Source organism: Streptomyces sp. NBC_00388 (genome assembly GCF_036061255.1).
GTDB lineage: Bacteria > Actinomycetota > Actinomycetes > Streptomycetales > Streptomycetaceae > Streptomyces.
In genome coordinates, this window is record NZ_CP107948.1 from 1,664,324 (window position 1) to 1,680,889 (window position 16,566).

Below are 16,566 nucleotides of genomic sequence, written 5' to 3' on the forward strand. Positions count from 1 at the left end.
GCCGGGGCCACCGGGTCTCCGTGCCTACTTCACCAGCACCTTGAGCGCGGTGCGCTCGTCCATCGCCCGGTAGCCGTCCGGCACCTCGTCCAGGGCGACGGTCCGGTCGAAGACGGGCGAGGGGTCGATCGTGCCGTCCAGGACGTCCGCGAGCAGCTCGGGGATGTAGGTGCGGACCGGCGCGACACCGCCGCGCAGCGTGATGTTGCGGTTGAACATGTCGCTCAGGTCCAGGCCGGTGCCGCTGCCGTGCGGGACACCGACGTATCCGATGGCCCCGCCGTCGCGGGTGACGGCGACGGCGGTGGCCATCGACTGCTCGGTGCCGACGGCCTCGATCACTGCGTGCGCGCCCTGGCCGCCGGTCAGTTCGCGCACCGCGGCGACGGCCTCGTCGCCGCGGACGGCGACGATGTCCGTGGCGCCGAAGGTCCGGGCTATGTCCGTACGGGCCTGGTGACGGCCGAGCGCGATGATGCGCTCGGCGCCGAGCCGCCTGGCGGCCAGTACGCCGCAGAGCCCGACCGCTCCGTCGCCCACGACGGCCACGGTGGAGCCGGGGCGCACTCCGGCGCCGATGGCGGCGTGGTGACCGGTGCCCATGACGTCGGAGAGCGCGAGCAGAGCGGTGAGCAGGTGGTCGTCGGACGCGGCGTCGGCCGGGAGCCTGACGAGCGTGCCGTCGGCGAACGGCACCCTGACGGCTTCGCCCTGTCCGCCGTCGGAGCCGACCGAGCCCCAGAAGCCGCCCTGCGGGCAGGAGGTGGTGAGCCCCTCGGAGCACTGCCCGCACGTGCCGTCGGACCAGACGAAGGGCGCGACGACGAGGTCACCGGCGGCGAAGCCCCGCACACCGGAACCGGCCTCCTCGACGATGCCGAGGAACTCGTGGCCGATGCGCTGCCCGGGGACGCGGGCCGCCACGCCCCGGTAGGCCCAGAGATCGCTGCCGCAGATGCAGGCGCGCAGGACGCGGACGACGACGTCGGTGGGCTGCTGGACCGCGGGGTCCGGTACCTCCTCCACCCGGATGTCGTGGGGGGCGTGGATGACGGTGGCGCGCATGGGGCGGATCCTTGCTGATCAGACAGATGTACGAGCCTCACGGTACGCGGAGGCCGGCCCTGTCCGGTAACCGAGCACCCCGGCGGCCAGCAGGGACTGAGCCGCGATATAGGTGGCCATGATCCAGAAGTCGGCTGCCGGCGGCTGTGGCAGGTCCGCGATCCCCGTGGCGATCAGAGTGTCGGAGACCAGGAAGAGCGCCCCGCCGAGCCCGGCCCGCAGTCCCGGGGCGCTCGCCCGGTACGCCATGGCGGTGAGCAGCAGCGAGTAGCACGCCACCGGGGCCCGCAGCCCGGCCGGGAGCGCGGGCAGCAGTACGGCGGCCGTGGCGGCGAGCGCGACCGCGTACCCCGCCCCGAGGTACGGGTTCGTCCGGCCGCGGCCGAAGAGCACCAGGTAGCAGAGGTGCCCGGCCGCGAAGAGCGCCATCCCGGCGAGGAAGGCGGGCTGCGCGTCGATCAGGAGCAGGATGTCGCCGCCCCAGCCGGACAGCAGCGCGGCGATCAGCAGCCGGGGTGCGCCGCGGACGTGTACCTGGGCCGCGAGCAGCGGCATCAGGAGGGGCTTGGCGACGGTGTGCAGCGTATCGGCGGTGTGTCCGTGCGCCAGGAGCGCGCAGAGGTCGGTGAGGGCGGCGAGCGCGTAGGCGAGCAGCAGCAGCCGCGCCGCCCTCTCCCGCTCCGGCGTCACGCGATGGGCTCGGTCGGGGTCTCGCGGAGGGCGGGGGCGGTGAGCGCGGGGGCGGTGACCGCCGTGGCGGGCTCCGCCGGGACGGCTGCCGCCCCCGGCGCCTGCGCCGGCTGCCAGCCGGGCCCGCCGAAGACCCGCCCCGCCCGCTCGCGCCAGCTCGTCGCGGCCCGTACGTCCCGGGCGATCGCCGCGTACTCATGGGTCGCGACCCGCAGCGGGTTGTAGGTCTCGATGTTCTTGGTCAGCCCGAACACCGGCCGCAGGGTCTCCGGGGTGAAGGACCCGAACATCCGGTCCCAGACGATGAGGATCCCGCCGAAGTTACGGTCCAGGTAGCCGCCCTGCGATGCGTGGTGCACCCGGTGGTGGGAGGGCGTGTTGAGCACGTACTCGAAGGGGCGCGGGAGCTTGCCGACCCGCTCGGTGTGCACCCAGAACTGGTAGACGAGGTTGGCGGACGAGCAGAAGGCGAGCGCGGCCGGATGCACGCCGAGGGCGATCAGCGGGACGTAGAACGGCCAGACGGTCAGCGACGTCCAGGGCTGGCGCAGGGCGGTCGTCAGGTTGAACTTGCGGCTGGAGTGGTGCACGACATGGCAGGCCCACAGGACGCGGACGACGTGGTGTCCGCGGTGCGACCAGTAGTAGAAGAAGTCCTGGCCGAGCAGCATCAGCGGGACGGTCCACCACAGGACGGGGACGCGCAGCGGGGTGAGTTCGTAGACCGCCGTGTAGACCGCCAGGATCGGGATCTTCCAGAGGAAGTCGAAGACCAGGCTGCCGAGGCCCATGCCGATACTGGTGGCGGCATCTCTGGTCTCGTATCCGGCGGAGTCCTCATCGGGATGGAACCGGTAGCTCGCCATCTCCACGACAGTGAGCAGGACGAACGCCGGTATGGACCACAGCACGACATCGGGCAGGTTCGGCATGCCAGCACCGTAAGGCCGCCGGATCGGCCCCGGCTAGATGTTGTTACCGACAAGTATGCGAGACATTCTGTCAGCGCGCTTTGGTGAGTTCCGCCAACCGGCGCCGCCCGAGCGGCGTCCGGCCCCCCGGGCAGCCCGCCTTCCCGGGCCGCCGCGGCGCCGCCCGGACCGGCCCTGCGGCCCGGTTCAGACCCCCGCCGCCCCCAGCAGCGCCCCGGCCCCGTAGGTCACGGCCATGGCCAGCGCGCCCCCGGCCATGTTCCGCACCACCGCGGGGCGCACCGGCGCCGCGCCCGACCGGGCGCTCCACCAGCCCGCCACGGCCAGCGCGGCCAGGACCGACAGCACCGTGATGTACAGCCGGAGCGAGGCAGGCGGCAGCACGATGGCCAGCAGCGGCAGCAGCGCGCCGGCCGTGAAGGCGGCGAAGCTGGCGCCCGCCGCGTGCCAGGGGCTGGTGAGGTCGTCGGGGTCGATCCCCAGCTCCACCTCCGCGTGAGCGCGCAGGGCGTCGCGCTCGGTGAGCTGCTCGGCGGCCTCGCGGGCCAGCTCGGCGGAGAGCCCCTTCTCCTCCAGGAGCCCCGTCAGCTCGTCGAGTTCGGCTTCCGGGGTCTCACGCAGTTCGCGCTTCTCCTGGGCGAGCGCGGCCTTCTCCGAGTCGCGCTGGGTGGAGACGGAGACGTACTCCCCCGCCGCCATCGACATGGATCCGGCGAGCAGTCCGGAGAGACCGGCGGTGAGCAGCGCGGTACGCGAGCCGGTGGCGCCCGCCACGCCGACGACGATACCGGCGGTGGAGACGACGCCGTCGTTGGCTCCGAGCACCGCGGCCCGGAGCCAGTTGAGGCGCGCTCCGAGGCCGCTGTGGTGGGGTTCGTGGTGCGAGGAGTCGGTCATCGGCCCAGAGTCTCATCCGGACGGCCCGGCTTCCGCGCCGGACAGAACGGAGCGGGCGGCGCCCGCTGGAACCGACGTACCGTCATATCCGGTACGGGGCACCGGAGGCGGCACATATCCGCCGCCCCGCGCGGGCGGGGAGGCCCCACGGGGCGGGCCGGGGGGCCACCGGGGTTGCCCCGTTGTCGGCAGGGGCCCGTATTCTCTGTGACCATGCTCGACGACCGCCAGACAGCAGCGACAGCGTGGCCGGCCGCGTACCCGCAGGGGTACGCGGTCGTCGACGTGGAGACCACCGGCCTCGCACGCGACGACCGGATAATCTCCGCTGCCGTCTACCGGCTGGACGCCCGGGGCGAGGTCGAGGACCACTGGTACACGCTGGTCAATCCGGAGCGGGACCCCGGCCCTGTCTGGATCCACGGTCTGACCAGCGATGTCCTGGCGGGCGCCCCGCTCTTCCCGGAGATCGCGGCCGAGTTCGCCGAGCGGCTCGACGGCCGTGTGCTGGTCGCGCACAACGCGATCTTCGACTGGCAGATGATCGCCAGGGAGTACGCCCGCGCCGAGCGCACCGCCCCGGTCCGCCAGCGGCTGTGCACCATCGCGCTCGCCAAGGAGCTCGCCCTGCCGCTGCCCAACCACAAGCTGGAGTCGCTCGCCGCGCACTTCGGTGTCGTGCAGGAGCGCGCCCACCACGCGCTCGACGACGCCCGGGTCCTGGCCGAGGCGTTCCGCCCGAGCCTGCACGCCGCGGCCAGGGACGGGGTGCGGCTGCCGCTGCTGGAATGCCGGCCGCTCACCGAGTGGTCGGACGCACCGGCCGCGCCGCGCGTCGGCTACCAGGCCTCGTACGGTCAGGGCAGCTGGCGCCCGGCCAGGAAGCGGCCCGCCTGCCCCTACCCGAATCCGGGGCGGTACGTGCCGGGGAAGCCGCTGGCGCAGGGGATGCGGGTGGCGTTCTCCGGTGACACCTCCGTCGACCGCGAACTGCTGGAGGACCGGGCCGCCGCGGCCGGGCTGCATGTGGCGACGAGCATCTCCCGGCTGACCAGCCTGCTCGTCACCAACGACCCGGAATCGGCGACCTCCAAGACGGTCAAGGCCAAGTCCTTCGGCACCCCCGTGATCGACGAGGCCGCCTTCACCCAGCTGCTGCGCGACGTCGGCCCGGCCCCGGCAGACGGGTGATTGCCCGGCGACTCGCCCGCCGCCCGCTGGCCCGTCGCCGCCCGTGCGTCCCACCCTGTGGCGCATGGCCCGTTGCGAGGTATGCGGAAACGACTACGGCATGTCCTTCGAGGTGCACGCGCAGGGCGCGGTGCACGTCTTCGACTGCTTCTCCTGCGCCATCCACCGGATGGCACCCATCTGCGAGCACTGCCGTGTCCGGGTGATCGGGCAGGGCGTGGAGGTCGAAGGCGAGTGGTACTGCGGCGGGCACTGCGCCCGTGCGGAGGGGAAGGAGGGCATCGTCGACAAGGTCTGATTCTGCCCGGTTCTGTCCCTCCGGCGGGACCCCCCGTCCGGGGGGCTTCTCCGGGCGGGTACCTTCAGAGACGTGTACCGCTTCCTGTTGACACGGCAGTGGGTGATTCTCGCCCTTGTCTCTCTCGTCCTGATGCCGACGATGATCAAGCTGGGCTTCTGGCAGCTGCACCGTCACGAGCACAAGGTCGCGCAGAACACGCTCATCGGCGAGAACCTCAAATCGAAACCGGTGCCGGTCGGGGAGCTCACCTCCCCCGGGCACACCGTGCCGTACGGCCAGTACTGGCGCCAGGTGACGGCGACCGGGCACTACGACACCGCGCACGAGGTCGTCGTACGGCGCAGGACATCGTCCGACGGCACCGTCGGGTACCACGTCCTGACGCCCTTCGTCCTGGACGGCGGGCGGACCGTACTGATCAACCGCGGCTGGATCCCGGACAACGGCAGCCAGATCACCCTGCCCAGGATCCCGGCCGCCCCCAGGGGTGAGCTGACCGTGACCGGCCGGCTGATGGCCGATCAGACGACCGGGGACAGCGGCATCAAGGACGTACGGGGGCTGCCGCCCCGCCAGGTGATGCTCATCAACAGCGCCCAGCAGGCGAAAGCGCTGGGCAGGCCGGTCCTGGGCGGTTACATCGAGCAGACCGCGCCCGAGCCCAGGGGCGACTCGCCGCAGCTGATCCCGCCGCCGGACCACTCCGACATCGGCCCGCACATGGCGTACGCCGTCCAGTGGTGGCTCTTCACCGCCGGGGTGCCCATCGGGTTCGTCGTCCTCGCACGCCGTGAGAGGCGCGAACGGGCGGCGGCCGTCTCCGAGAGCACACCCGAACCGGTGCCCGCGGCTGCTTAGCGCGGCGCGCTCCCGGGAACACGGGAATCCGTGACCCAACGTATCGAGGACTACGCCCTCATCGGCGATCTGCAGACCGCGGCCCTGGTCGGCAGGGACGGCTCCATCGACTGGCTGTGCCTGCCCCGCTTCGACTCGGCGGCGTGCTTCGCCGCCCTGCTGGGCGACGAGGAGAACGGCCACTGGCGCATCGCCCCGGCCGGGGCCGGCAACTGCACCAGGCGGAGCTACCGGGACGAATCGCTCGTCCTGGAATCGGTCTGGGAGACCGCCACCGGCACGGTCAAGATCATCGACTTCATGCCGCAGCGCGACACCGCCCCCGACATCGTGCGGATCGTCGAAGGAATCTCCGGCGAGGTGGAGATGGCGGGCAAGCTGCGCCTGCGCTTCGACTACGGATCCGTCGTGCCGTGGATGCGCCGTTCGGACGGCCACCGGGTCGCGGTGGCGGGCCCGGACTCGGTGTGGCTGCGCAGCGAGCCACAGGTGAGGACATACGGCGAGCACTTCTCCACCTGCTCGTCGTTCACCGTCGCCGCGGGCGAGAAGGTGGCGTTCGTCCTCACCTGGCACCCCTCGCAGGAACAGCGCCCGCCGCTGGTGGACCCGCACGAGGCGCTGGACCACGCGCTGGAGGACTGGCACGCCTGGTCGGCGCGCTGCCGGTACCAGGGCCCGTACCGTGAAGCCGTCGTCCGGTCGCTGATCACCCTGAAGGCGCTCACCTTCGCGCCGACCGGCGGCATCGTCGCCGCCCCGACCACCTCGCTCCCGGAGGAGCTCGGAGGCGTACGCAACTGGGACTACCGGTTCTGCTGGCTGCGCGACTCCACGCTCACCCTCGGCGCGCTGCTTGCCTGCGGCTATCTGGACGAGGCCGCCGCCTGGCGCGACTGGCTGCTGCGCGCGGTGGCCGGCAGCCCCGGGGACCTGCAGATCATGTACGGGCTCTCGGGCGAGCGGCGGCTGCCCGAGACGGAGCTGGGGTGGCTGCGCGGCCACGAGGGCTCGGCGCCGGTGCGCACCGGGAACGGGGCCGTGACGCAGCTGCAGCTCGACGTGTACGGCGAGGTCATCGACTCGCTCCATCTGGCCCGCACGTCGGGGCTGGCAGGCGAGAAGCACGCCTGGAGCCTCCAGCTGGCCCTGCTCGGCTTCCTGGAGTCGCGCTGGCGCGAGCCGGACGAGGGGCTCTGGGAAGTACGCGGGCCGCGCCGCCACTTCGTGCACTCCAAGGTGATGGCCTGGGTGGCCGCGGACCGGGCCGTCCGCACCCTGGAGGCCGAGCCGAAGCTGCGCGGGGACGTCGAGCGGTGGCGGCGGATGCGGGACGAGGTGCACGCGGAGGTGTGCGAGAAGGGCTTCGACCCCGAGCGCAACACGTTCACCCAGTCCTACGGCTCCGCCGAGCTGGACGCGGCGACGCTGCTCATCCCCCAGGTCGGCTTCCTGCCCCCGGACGACCCGCGGGTGATGGGGACGATCGACGCGGTGCACGAAGAGCTGAGCCACGACGGGCTGGTGCGCCGGTACAGCACCGCCGGGCCCGCGGTGGACGGTCTGCCGGGGGGCGAGGGCTCGTTCCTGGTCTGCTCGTTCTGGCTGGCCGACGCACTGCGGCTGACCGGCCGGGTGAAGGAGGCGGAAGCACTCTTCGAGAGGCTGCTGGCACTCCGCAACGATGTCGGGCTGCTCGCCGAGGAGTACGACCCGGTGGCGGGGCGGCAGCTCGGCAACTTCCCGCAGGCGTTCAGCCACGTCGGTCTGGTGAACACCGCTCTGGCGCTGGCCCGGGCGCTGGGGGCGCCCGAGGAGGATGCAGGATAGAGCCATGGATCTTGGACTGAAGGACCGCGTCTACATCGTCACCGGGGCCACCAGGGGGCTGGGGTTCGCCTCCGCCCGCGAGCTGGCGGCGGACGGGGCGAAGGTGCTCATCACGGGACGCGAGGAGGAGACGGCGCGAGCGGCGGCGGCCGAGCTGGGTCCCGGTGTGCTCGGGGTGGCGGCGGACAACAGCGACCCGGCTGCCGCCGGGCGGCTCATCGCCACCGCGCGGGAGCACTTCGGCCGCTTCGACGGCATCCTCATCAGCGTGGGCGGCCCGGCCCCCGGCTCCGCGGCCGGCACCACGGACGAGCAGTGGCAGACGGCTTTCGAGTCCGTCTTCCTCGGCGCGGTGCGGCTGGCCCGCACCGCCTCCGCCGAGCTCTCCGACGGGGGCGTCATCGGGCTGGTGCTCTCCGGCTCGGTGTACGAACCCATCGGGGGGCTGACGATCTCCAACGGACTGCGCCCCGGTCTGGCCGGATTCGCCAAGTCGCTGGCCGACGAGGTCGGTCCGCGCGGGATCCGCGTGGTCGGGCTGCTGCCCGGCCGGATCGACACGGACCGGGTACGGCAGCTGGACTCGCTCAGCGGCGACCCGCAGGCCTCGCGCGCCGGCTCCGAGGCGGGGATTCCGCTGCGCCGCTACGGGCAGCCCGCCGAGTTCGGCAGGACCGCCGCCTTCCTGCTGTCGCCGGGCGCCTCGTACCTCACCGGGGTCATGCTGCCGGTCGACGGCGGATCCAGGCACGGGTTCTGATCACCGGTCCCGCCCCGGCCACCGGGCCGGGGCGGGGCGAGGCGGGGCGAGGCGGGGCGAGGCGGGGCGAGGCGGGGACCAGGACATGGTCAGGGCAGTTCCACCGCCGTGACCAGCGCCGCCACCGGCCGGTCCGCACCGGCGGCGGCCACCGCGGCCCGCACCGCCCCGGCCACATCCAGTGCCCGCCGTCCGGCGGCCACCGCGAACTCCACCCTGATATGGCTGTCGGTGCGCTGCACGGCCGCTCCCAGCACGCCGGTCAGACGGGCGACGCCGGGGACGGCGGCCGCCGCCTCCGCCTCGGGGCCCCGCACGGAGGCGGCTCCCCTGTCCGGCCCAACCACCACCGACGGATTCGGCCGGGTCTCCAGGAGCCCCGTCACCCGTACGTCCACCTCGGTCACAGCGAGCCCCAGCTCATCGGCGCAGGCGCCGAACACCCTGTCCCGCAGCCGCTCGACGGCTGCCGGAAGCGCCTCTCCCCCGGCGATCCCCTCGGCCTCCGCCTCGACCCGCAGCGGGCCTGGCGGGAGGGCGCTCGGCGGGGCAGGGACCGCCGCGGGCACCGACGCGCCGGACCCGGCCTGAGCGATCCTCAGCCTGCCGAGCACGGTCCCCGGCACACCGGCGGCTGCGCGTCTCAGCACCGCGACGGCCGCCTCCTCGGCGATCCATGCGCCGTCCTGCGCACCGCCCAGCGGCAGCAGCCTGCCGAGGCCGAGCCTGCTGCGGACGGCTTGCGCCCAACCGTCGTTTCCGTCACCCGTCATGCCCCCACCCTGCCGCATTCCCGGCGCGGAACCGGGAAAGCACACCTACCGTGGGCACAGAATCCGCTACCGCTCGGAGAGGGACGTACGCGATGAGTGAGACCCCGCAGCAGAACCAGTCCGAGACCCCTGGCAACGGACCGGCAGGCCAGGAGTCCCGCAGGGCCGACGTGACCAAGCGCGGCGGCGGCAACCCCGCCACCCGCGGCAGGACCACCATCGCGGACGGGGTGGTCGAGAAGATCGCCGGCCTCGCGGCGCGCGACGTGGTCGGCGTGCACGCGATGGGCAGCGGTATCTCCCGTACCTTCGGTGCGGTGCGCGACCGGGTGCCCGGCGGCTCCAAGTCCGTGTCACGCGGGGTGAAGGCCGAGGTCGGAGAGGTCCAGACCGCTCTCGACCTGGAGATCGTCGTCGACTACGGAGTCTCGATCGCGGAGGTCGCCCGCGACGTCCGGGAGAACGTCATCTCGGCCGTGGAGCGTATGACGGGCCTTGAGGTGGTAGAGGTCAACATCGCGGTCAGCGATGTGAAGCTGCCCGACGAGGAGGACGACGAAGAGCCGGAGTCCCGACTTCAGTGACCCCGTACCTTCGGCTTAGGAGCGCACGATGAGTATGGCTGTGGTCGGCCTGTTGGTCGGTATGGCACTTGGCTTCGCCGGCTACTTCGGCGGCTTCGGAGCCTTTCTTCTGGTGGCCGCGCTCGGCGCGATCGGCTTCGTCGTGGGCAAGTTCGCCGACGGCGACCTGGAGGCCGGCGACTTCTTCCGCGGCCGCGACCACGGCGACGGGCGGCGATGACCGGTCAGGTGGCGCCCGCGGAACGGGGCTCGACCCGCATCGCCGACCGGGTCGTGTCGAAGATCGCGGCGCAGGCGGCACGTGAGGCGATCGGCACGGTGCCCGGTGGCGGCAGCCCGCCCAACGCCACAGTGACGGTGCAGGACTCCCGTGCGCGGGTGCGGGTCAGTCTGGATCTCGGCTATCCGTGCGACATCGGCGCCCAGTGCGGTGCGGTCCGCCGCCGGGTGGCCCAGCGGGTCGAATCGCTGGCGGGCATGGAAGTGCCCGAGGTGGCGGTACAGGTCGAGCGCCTGCACTCCGAGCAGACCCGCGGCTCCGACCGGGGGAGGGCCCGATGAGCGAAGCCGACGACAGCACCCGGCGGCTCCCCGTGATGGAGAAACCCCCCGCCGAGCCCGGCCGGCCCGGTTCGGCGACGGCGTACGCTCCGGAGTCCGGCGCGGGCGGCCGGGCGGGACGCTTCTGGTCACGGCGCAGGACACCGGCGGCGCTGCTGGCGCTCATGCTGATCGGCGGGGCCGGCCTGCTGCTGTACGACGTGTCGGCGGTCCGGGCCGGGCGGCCCGCGATGCACTGGCGCCATGTGGCCGCCCACGACCTGGCGACCCGGCCGCTCGACAGCATCTGGATCAAGGTCCTTTCCGGTGTGGTGATGGCCATCGGTCTCTGGCTGATCATCCTGGCGCTCACCCCGGGGCTGCGTTCGCTGCTCTCGATGCGGCGCGGCAGCCCGCAGGTGAAGGCCGGTCTCGAAAGGGACGCGGCCGCGCTGGTGCTGCGCGACCGGGCGATGGAGGTGGCCGGTGTGCAGTCCGTGCACATCCGGGTGAAGCGAGCCAGGGTCAAGGTGCGGGCCCGCTCGCACTTCCGTGAACTCGACGACGTGCGGACCGACTTGGACAGCGCGATGGCCGCGGGCATCAGCGGGCTCGGGCTCGCCTCACGCCCCCGGCTGTCCGTACGGGTCCTGCGGCCCGCAGGAAAGGGGTGACGCCGCGATGGTGAAGACGGTCAACCGGGTGCTGCTCACCCTCGCAGGACTGGTACTGCTCGCCCTGGGCGGAGCGGTGCTGGCGGCGGGACTCCACCTCTCCGTGCCCTCGTGGTGGCCCTGGAACGGTCCGCACGACGTCCTGCTCAGCACGGCACGCCGCACCAAGTGGCGCGGCGACAGCTGGTGGTGGCCGGTGGTCATCGCGGCGCTCGCCGTCATCGTGCTGCTCGCGCTGTGGTGGCTGCTCTCCCAGCTGCGCCGCTCGCGCCTCTCCGAGGTGCTGGTGGACAGCGGGGACGGCGACGGCGCCCGGCTCAGGGGCCGCGCCCTGGAGAACGCGATGGCCGCCGATGCCGAGTCGCTGCACGGCGTCGACGGTGCGGCGGTCCGGCTGACCGGCCGGCGCACCTCCCCCGCGGCCCGGATCGGGCTGCGCCTCGCGGCGCACGCGGAGCCGGTGACGGCGCTCTCGGGGCTCACCACCGGGACCCTGGCACACGCCCGTGAGTCGGCGGGGCTGGACAGCTTTCCCGCCGAGGTCAGGCTGCGCGCGGTGAAGCACCGCCCGCGGCGGGTCTCGTGAGGGACACCGGGAGCGCCGTACGGATACTCAGTCGGACAGGCCGGCCAGGTCGCGCAGCCTGCGGGCCTGCCCGGCCCGCTCCGCTGCGCGCTGCTCCTCGTAGGTACGGCCGGACGCTCCCAGCAGCAGCGCCTTGGTCTCGATCACCGCGTCGCGGGGGGCGGCGAGCAGCGCCGCCGCGAGGTCGGTGACCGCCGCGTCGAGCTCCGCGGCGGGCACCGCGAGGTTGGCCAGGCCGGTGCGGACGGCTTCGTCGGCGTGCACGTACCGGCCGGTGGCGCAGATCTCCAGCGCACGGGCATAGCCGACGAGCCCCACCAGCGGGTGTGTGCCGGTGAGGTCGGGGACGAGCCCCAGGCTGGTCTCGCGCATGGCGAACTGCACGTCCTCGGCGACGACCCGCAGGTCACAGGCGAGAGCGAGCTGGAACCCGGCACCGATCGCATGGCCCTGAACGGCGGCGATCGTGATCAGGTCGGTCCGGCGCCACCAGGTGAACGCCTCCTGGTACCCGGCGATGGCCGCGTCGAGCGTGGCGTCATCACCGCGGGCCAGATCGAGGAAGGAAGGCTCACCGTCGAAACCCTCAGGCGTGAACGCCTGCCGGTCGAGGCCCGCGGAGAAGGACGCGCCTTCTCCGCGCAGCACCACGACGCGAACACTGCCCGGCAGTGACCGTCCCGCTTCCGTCAACGCCCGCCACAGAGCGGGAGACTGGGCGTTGCGCTTCGCGGGGTTGGCCAGTGTCACCGTGGCAACCGCGTCCTCGACGGTGAGCCGTACGCCGTCCTTGTCGAGCACGTAGTCGAGCGAGGTCATGAGCGTCTCCGGTTCGGTGCAGACAGTTAAGTGACTGCACAGTAACCATCCCGCCGGCCTCTCGGCCGGGCGGGTGGTCACGTGAACCGGGTGAGCCCCGGACCGCGGGCCCGTCAGGCCGATGCGGCCTTCTTGCCCCGCGTTGCTCCGCCGCGCCCTCGCAGCGTCACACCGGACTCACTGAGCATCCGGTGAACGAATCCGTAGGAACGGCCGGTCTCTTCGGCCAGTGCCCGGATGCTCGCACCGGAGTCATATTTCTTCTTCAGGTCTGCCGCGAGCTTGTCACGCGCGGCGCCGGTAACCCGGCTGCCCTTCTTCAGAGTCTCGGCCACCCGTGCCTCCTCAAGGAAGTGCGCTCTGGACTCTCATGATCACCCCTACCGGGCTTCCTGGCCACCCATTCGGCAAGGTCTGTGCCCCGGGTATTTCTGTGTCCCGGCTCACTGTGCGGAGCGGATCGCGGCATTCCGGCGTCCGCGGGGCACGCGCCGGACCGCCGCTGAGCACGAAGTCGCTGGTCAGAGGCGGTGCGGCAGACGGGGCCCGATACGGGTCCGCGCCGGGCCCGTGCAACGGGAAGCGGGCGCGGGACACGCCGGGGTACGAGAGCGGCTCACCCAGATGAAGGATCACGTGTAAGCCGAATGATCCACCCCGACTGGATCAGGCGGTGGATCAGCGAGTGGATCAGGCCACGGGACCGGCCGGGAAGGCCGGCCGCGGCCCGGCGGATCAGGCCAGTGCCACCAGATCCGCGTAGTCCGGGCCCCACAGGTCCTCGACACCGTCGGGCAGCAGGATGATCCGTTCGGGCTCCAGGGCGTGCACCGCGCCCTCGTCGTGGGTGACGAGGATGACCGCGCCCTTGTAGGTGCGCAGCGCTCCGAGGATCTCCTCGCGGCTCGCGGGGTCGAGGTTGTTGGTGGGCTCGTCGAGAAGGAGCACGTTGGCCGAGGAGACCACGAGGGTGGCCAGGGCCAGCCGGGTCTTCTCACCGCCGGAGAGGACCCCGGCCGGCTTGTCGACGTCGTCGCCCGAGAAGAGGAACGAGCCGAGCGTCTTGCGGACCTGCACCAGGTCGAGATCGGGCGCGGCGGAGCGCATGTTCTCCAGGACCGAGCGGTCGGGGTCCAGCGTCTCGTGTTCCTGGGCGTAGTAGCCCATCTTCAGGCCGTGGCCCCCGATGACCTCACCGGTGTCGGGCTTCTCGGCCCCGGCGAGCAGCTTCAGCAGCGTGGTCTTGCCGGCACCGTTGAGGCCGAGGATGACGACGCGGGAGCCCTTGTCCACCGCGAGGTCGACGTCGGTGAAGATCTCCAGCGAGCCGTACGACTTGGACAGGCCCTCCGCCATCAGCGGGGTCTTGCCGCACGGCGCCGGGTCGGGGAAGCGCAGCTTGGCGACCTTGTCGGAGACCCGGACGGCCTCCAGCCCCGCGAGCAGCCGGTCGGCGCGCTTGGCCATGTTCTGCGCGGCGACGGTCTTGGTCGCCTTGGCGCGCATCTTGTCGGCCTGCGAGTTGAGGGACGCGGCCTTCTTCTCGGCATTCTGACGCTCGCGCTTGCGGCGCTTCTCGTCGGCCTCGCGCTGCTGCTGGTAGAGCTTCCAGCCCATGTTGTAGACATCGATCTGGGTGCGGTTGGCGTCCAGATAGAAGACCTTGTTGACCACCGTCTCGACCAGCTCGACATCGTGGGAGATCACGATGAAGCCGCCGCGGTAGTTCTTCAGGTACTCGCGCAGCCAGACGATGGAGTCGGCGTCGAGGTGGTTGGTGGGCTCGTCGAGGAGCAGGGTGTCGGCGTCCGAGAAGAGGATCCTGGCCAGCTCGACCCGGCGGCGCTGACCGCCGGAGAGCGTGTGGAGCGGCTGGCCGAGCACCCGGTCGGGCAGTCCGAGGGCCGCGGCGATGGTGGCCGCCTCGGCCTCGGCCGCGTACCCGCCCTTGGTCAGGAACTCCGTCTCAAGGCGCTCGTACTTCTTCATCGCCTTCTCGCGGGTCGCGCCCTGGCCGTTCGCCATGCGCTCCTCGTTCTCCCGCATCTTGCGCAGCACGGAGTCGAGGTCACGGGCGGAGAGGATGCGGTCGCGGGCGAGGACGTCGAGGTCGCCGGTGCGCGGGTCCTGCGGGAGGTAGCCGACTTCGCCGGAGCGGGTGATGGTGCCCCCGGCGGGGACGCCCTCGCCGGCGAGGCACTTGGTGAGGGTGGTCTTGCCCGCTCCGTTGCGGCCGACGAGGCCGATGCGGTCGCCCTTGGCGATACGGAAGGAAGCGGACTCGATGAGGACTCGGGCGCCGGCGCGCAGCTCGATGCCGGAAGCGGTGATCACGGAAAAACTCCAGGGCGGTATGGACGGCGGAAGGGCAGGCGGAGGGTTGCTTCGACGCCGGCTAATGCACAAGGAGAAATGCCATGGGGCCCAGTCTAACGGTGCCGCGCGGACACTCTGCCGGTGCCCGGCACCCGGCCGGGAACATACCGGTCGCAAGCCGGGCGAACCGCACTCCGGTCCGCGGACCGTGCGGGAGATCCCACGGCCGGGCGCCGGTGGGCCGGGAGGTGCGGCCGGCCCACCGGCGCCAGGGCTCAGACGCCTCCGGTGTGCACCTGGAAGGCGGCCCTGCGCACCGCCTTCGCCAGAGCGGGATCGGGGTGCGCGGCCGCCAGCGCCACCAGCACCTGCACCGTGCGCGGGTGCCCGACGGCCCGCACCTCTTCGAGCAGCGCGGGCACGGTGCCCTGCACGGCCGATTCCAGATGGCGGACCAGCAGGGTGCTCTCCCCGTGGTCGGCGACGGCCGCCGCCGTGTCCACCCAGAGCCAGGTCGCCTCTTCCCGGGTGAGCGCGTCGTGGGCGTCCTCGGGGTCCGCGCCCTCGTACTCCGCCAGCCAGAGCACCGCGTACGGACGCAGCGAGCTCTCCGCCGCCGCGCCCCGTACCGCCGCTTCCGCGGGGGCCCCGACGACCCGCAGGGCCTCGAAGGCGAGGCCCCGCAGCAGAGCGTCCTCGCCGCGGGCCACTCCGAGCAGCTCGGAGACGGCGCTGCTCACGGTGCGGGCGGCCAGCCAGGCGCGGTACTCGGCCCGTGCCGGGCCGGGCGTCAGCCCCGCGCAGCCGCGGAGCATGGCGTCGGCGCGCTGCTCGATGTTGCCCGCCGGGCTCTGCGCCGCGACACAGATCTGCTCCAGCTTGACCCAGACCGCCCAGTTGCCGAGCGGGGTCAGCGTCGCCAGGCCGGGGGCCAGGGTGAGGGCCCCGACCGCCGCCAGGCCCCGCAGCGCCCAGTCGAGCAGCGCGGCGAGCTGCGCCCCGTCCGATGGCGGCTCGGGCTGCGGCTGCGGCTGCGGGCCGTAGGCGACCTCGCAGCGCTCCTCGTGCAGCTCGGCGACGCGCTGCCGGAGCAGGTCGAGCAGGGCCGGTACGGTCACCGCGCCCGCGGAGAGCTGGAGCAGCGAGAGCACCTGCGGTACGGCCTCGACGACCTCGGCGACCGCGGTGGGCGGGACGTCGGCGGCGACCGGGTGGACGATCGACCAGGCGTCGAAGAGGGCGACCCAGCCGCGCAGCACCGCACTGTCGTCGCCGTCCCAGGCGCGCAGCCGCCACCCGGGGCGGGCGACGTCCCCGTGCAGTTCGACGAGTCCGGCGAGCCGGGCGCGGTCCCAGCCCGCGCGGACGGCTTCCGGTGTCAACGAGAGGGCGCTCACGGCGTGTTCGGCGGCGGGGGCGGTGAGCGCCCCGCCGCCCTGCACCGGCCGGGCGTCCCCGGCCCAGCGGGCGATCCGGACGGCGTCGGCGAGGACCGCCCTGGCCTGGCGGGCGAGCTCCGACGGGGCCGGGGTGCCGGCCGGCGGGCGCGGGGCGGGGCGGATGGGCCGGTTGCTCACGACACGGCGGGCCGTGACCAGAGGTCGGGGGCGGACGAGGCGGAGTCTGGAGTCGCGCGGGTTACGGGACGTCACGGGGAGCAGTCTTGCCTCTGACGGGCCGAAAGCCCAAACGGAACCCCTCGCTACAGGTTGACGCTGGGCGCACGGAAGCGGGCCTGCGGGCCGCTTCC

At 72.7% G+C, this 16,566-nt stretch carries 19 protein-coding genes; 10 read left to right on the plus strand and 9 right to left on the minus strand.

From position 1 onward, the window contains the following. Positions 1–24 precede the first annotated feature (24 nt). The 4 genes from OG917_RS07635 to OG917_RS07650 all read right to left on the minus strand — a co-directional run bounded on the left by OG917_RS07635 (position 25) and on the right by OG917_RS07650 (position 3,584). Positions 25–1,065: a zinc-dependent alcohol dehydrogenase family protein gene (locus OG917_RS07635; protein WP_328316779.1), complete on the minus strand. Its 1,041-nt coding sequence runs from the start codon at positions 1,063–1,065 to the stop codon at positions 25–27. A gap of 18 nt (positions 1,066–1,083) precedes the next feature. After that, on the minus strand, positions 1,084–1,755 hold the full coding sequence (locus OG917_RS07640) for a lysoplasmalogenase (RefSeq protein ID WP_328316780.1): 672 nt from the start codon (positions 1,753–1,755) through the stop codon (positions 1,084–1,086). Further along, positions 1,752–2,687: a sterol desaturase family protein gene (locus OG917_RS07645; RefSeq protein ID WP_328316781.1), complete on the minus strand. Its 936-nt coding sequence runs from the start codon at positions 2,685–2,687 to the stop codon at positions 1,752–1,754. Before OG917_RS07645 ends, OG917_RS07640 begins: the two co-directional genes overlap by 4 nt. Before the next feature lie 186 nt (positions 2,688–2,873). Beyond that, a complete protein-coding gene (locus tag OG917_RS07650; protein WP_328316782.1) occupies positions 2,874–3,584 on the minus strand; it encodes a VIT1/CCC1 transporter family protein in 711 nt (236 codons plus the stop codon). 213 nt (positions 3,585–3,797) lie between these two features. On the opposite strand from OG917_RS07650, the gene OG917_RS07655 reads away from it, so the two are divergent. The 5 genes from OG917_RS07655 (at position 3,798) to OG917_RS07675 (ending at position 8,524) form a co-directional block, all read left to right on the plus strand. Further along, positions 3,798–4,775, plus strand: coding sequence for a DEDDh family exonuclease (locus OG917_RS07655; RefSeq protein WP_328316783.1), 978 nt, complete (start codon positions 3,798–3,800; stop codon positions 4,773–4,775). 64 nt (positions 4,776–4,839) lie between these two features. Continuing rightward, positions 4,840–5,073 (plus strand): hypothetical protein, encoded by a 234-nt coding sequence (locus OG917_RS07660; protein ID WP_328316784.1) that lies wholly within the window; start codon positions 4,840–4,842, stop codon positions 5,071–5,073. 72 nt (positions 5,074–5,145) lie between these two features. Continuing rightward, the gene (locus tag OG917_RS07665; RefSeq protein ID WP_328316785.1) at positions 5,146–5,934 is read left to right on the plus strand and encodes an SURF1 family cytochrome oxidase biogenesis protein; all 789 of its coding nucleotides are present in this window, start codon (positions 5,146–5,148) and stop codon (positions 5,932–5,934) included. Between the two features lie 30 nt (positions 5,935–5,964). Continuing rightward, positions 5,965–7,764, plus strand: a complete 1,800-nt coding sequence (locus OG917_RS07670; protein WP_328316786.1) for a glycoside hydrolase family 15 protein — start codon at positions 5,965–5,967, stop codon at positions 7,762–7,764. A gap of 4 nt (positions 7,765–7,768) precedes the next feature. Then, the gene (locus tag OG917_RS07675) at positions 7,769–8,524 is read left to right on the plus strand and encodes an SDR family oxidoreductase (RefSeq protein WP_328316787.1); all 756 of its coding nucleotides are present in this window, start codon (positions 7,769–7,771) and stop codon (positions 8,522–8,524) included. An 89-nt stretch (positions 8,525–8,613) separates the two neighbouring features. Here OG917_RS07675 and OG917_RS07680 read toward each other — a convergent pair whose 3' ends face one another. Next, positions 8,614–9,297 carry a hypothetical protein gene (locus tag OG917_RS07680; RefSeq protein ID WP_328316788.1) on the minus strand — a complete coding sequence of 228 codons (684 nt, stop codon included), beginning with the start codon at positions 9,295–9,297 and terminating at the stop codon, positions 8,614–8,616. 92 nt (positions 9,298–9,389) lie between these two features. Between OG917_RS07680 and OG917_RS07685 the strand changes: the two genes are divergently transcribed. From OG917_RS07685 to amaP, 5 genes are read left to right on the plus strand one after another with little or no spacing between them, the layout of a single operon-like run. Further along, positions 9,390–9,881 carry an Asp23/Gls24 family envelope stress response protein gene (locus tag OG917_RS07685; RefSeq protein WP_328316789.1) on the plus strand — a complete coding sequence of 164 codons (492 nt, stop codon included), beginning with the start codon at positions 9,390–9,392 and terminating at the stop codon, positions 9,879–9,881. 28 nt (positions 9,882–9,909) lie between these two features. After that, on the plus strand, positions 9,910–10,101 hold the full coding sequence (locus OG917_RS07690; protein WP_328316790.1) for a hypothetical protein: 192 nt from the start codon (positions 9,910–9,912) through the stop codon (positions 10,099–10,101). Next, entirely contained in the window at positions 10,098–10,442 is a 345-nt protein-coding gene (locus OG917_RS07695; RefSeq protein ID WP_328316791.1) for an Asp23/Gls24 family envelope stress response protein, read from the plus strand. Before OG917_RS07690 ends, OG917_RS07695 begins: the two co-directional genes overlap by 4 nt. After that, complete coding sequence (locus OG917_RS07700; protein ID WP_328316792.1) at positions 10,439–11,095, plus strand: DUF6286 domain-containing protein; 657 nt, start codon at positions 10,439–10,441, stop codon at positions 11,093–11,095. Before OG917_RS07695 ends, OG917_RS07700 begins: the two co-directional genes overlap by 4 nt. A gap of 7 nt (positions 11,096–11,102) precedes the next feature. Then, the gene (gene amaP / locus OG917_RS07705; protein ID WP_328316793.1) at positions 11,103–11,681 is read left to right on the plus strand and encodes an alkaline shock response membrane anchor protein AmaP; all 579 of its coding nucleotides are present in this window, start codon (positions 11,103–11,105) and stop codon (positions 11,679–11,681) included. A gap of 27 nt (positions 11,682–11,708) precedes the next feature. Here the strand turns inward: amaP and OG917_RS07710 are convergent, their stop codons facing one another. From OG917_RS07710 to OG917_RS07725, 4 genes are all read right to left on the minus strand, one after another. Continuing rightward, a complete protein-coding gene (locus OG917_RS07710) occupies positions 11,709–12,500 on the minus strand; it encodes an enoyl-CoA hydratase/isomerase family protein (RefSeq protein ID WP_328316794.1) in 792 nt (263 codons plus the stop codon). Between the two features lie 113 nt (positions 12,501–12,613). After that, the gene (locus tag OG917_RS07715) at positions 12,614–12,835 is read right to left on the minus strand and encodes a helix-turn-helix domain-containing protein (RefSeq protein WP_006123601.1); all 222 of its coding nucleotides are present in this window, start codon (positions 12,833–12,835) and stop codon (positions 12,614–12,616) included. 400 nt (positions 12,836–13,235) lie between these two features. Beyond that, positions 13,236–14,834 (minus strand): ABC-F family ATP-binding cassette domain-containing protein, encoded by a 1,599-nt coding sequence (locus tag OG917_RS07720; RefSeq protein WP_328316795.1) that lies wholly within the window; start codon positions 14,832–14,834, stop codon positions 13,236–13,238. A 257-nt stretch (positions 14,835–15,091) separates the two neighbouring features. Further along, complete coding sequence (locus OG917_RS07725; RefSeq protein WP_328316796.1) at positions 15,092–16,468, minus strand: hypothetical protein; 1,377 nt, start codon at positions 16,466–16,468, stop codon at positions 15,092–15,094. Positions 16,469–16,566 lie beyond the last annotated feature (98 nt).